The organism is Cytobacillus sp. MT66 (assembly GCF_058792595.1).
Map to the genome: position 1 here is coordinate 1 of NZ_JBXAFB010000044.1, position 1,497 is coordinate 1,497.

1 protein-coding gene is annotated in these 1,497 nt (G+C 36.3%); it reads right to left on the reverse strand.

Annotation, left to right across the window (positions count from 1 at the left end):
- Positions 1–41: 41 nt before the first annotated feature.
- Positions 42–1,378, reverse strand: a protein-coding gene (locus AC1Q59_RS24715) for an IS3 family transposase (protein WP_492368521.1) whose coding sequence is annotated in 2 segments (ribosomal slippage) — positions 42–1,006 and positions 1,006–1,378 — 1,338 coding nt in all. Because the reading frame shifts where the segments join, the coding sequence is not laid out codon by codon here.
- Positions 1,379–1,497 lie beyond the last annotated feature (119 nt).

Below are 1,497 nucleotides of genomic sequence, written 5' to 3' on the forward strand. Positions count from 1 at the left end.
GTGAACTATACCCCATAAAATGGACAGTTAAATAAAGGGACTTATGATGCCAACAGATGACTTCGGTATTGGACTGGAGTCATCTTGCTTAAGCCCCATTGGTATCGTTGGTGATTATACTCATTGATATAAGCATTCACTACAAGCTTTAATTCTTTTAAACTCTTACAATCTTTATACTCCACTTCGTCTTTAAAATGCCCAAAGAACGATTCCATGGGGGCATTATCCCAACAGTTTCCCCTTCGTGACATAGATTGAGTGATTCCTAATTTCTTTACCTTCTTTTGAAATAGAGGATTGGTGTAATGGACACCTTGATCGGAGTGAAGAATTGCCTTTGAATGAAATTTATTCAATACATTCTTCTTCAATCTCTCTAGTGTTTTATAAACAATATCCATTTCTAAAGAAGCAGATAAATAGTGGGCAAGGATTTCTTTTGTACATCCATCTTTCACACAAGATAAATAGGCTTTCTGGCCGTTGTCATAGTAGAGATAAGTGATATCAGTCAACAATACTTTTCCAGGCTCAGCTTGGTCAAACTTGCGTTCTATAAGGTTAGGGACGATGCGATGTTCCTGACTAGCCTTAGCCATTTTCTTATAAGGATTCGTTCTTCTTACTTTTGCGTAGAGATCATATTTCCTCATTAATCTTCTAATTTTCTTATGATTCATGATAACTTTTTTGTCATTTTGTAAATACATCTTGATTTGCAGTGCCCCAACTTTTTGATTCTTTTTATAAAAAATCTCCTTGATTAAGATGATATCTTTTTCATCCTGTTTTTCACGTTTTTTACGATTACCAGCTGCCTTTAGCCATGCATAGTAACCACTTTTGCTTACATCTGCTAAACCACAAAGATAACTTACCATATTCTTTAAATGCCCTTGACGAATCGCGAGATTAATTAGTTGAAATTTCTCTGATGGTGTTAGAACCGTTTTTTCTTCGCCAACGCCTGCCTCTCTAGTTCCTCTAGCTTTTTTAAGAAGTCATTTTCAACTTCTAAAAACTTAATTTTAGCCTCAGCCCTTTTTAATTTTTCTTCGAGTGACAGTTCTTTTGAAGAAGATCGCTCGGCTTTTGTTTTCCCTCTACCATCTAAAGTGAGGCCCATTTCTCCGGATTCATTGTAAATTTTCCTCCAGCTATATAACCGTTTTCTGGGTGAACCTTTCCCAATTAAATCAAGGTCAAAACCATGATCCATAAAGATCCGTGCTGGGCTTTCCCCCTTGATATTCTCCAGCACAGCTTTCACTTTAAAGTCAGGATGGTAGGTAATAGCCTGTTCAGTCACACGAATTACGTTAGGGTTCTTTTCTAACTCATTTATTTGGCTCTTTGAAAATAACTTCTTCTGCATATAAATCCTCCGTCCACAATCAGTGTTTTTATTATAAACGGGTTCTTTAATTAAAGACATAACAAAACCCGAATAACGTCCCTTTTTTAAGGGTGTCCATTATTCGGGTTATAGTTCAC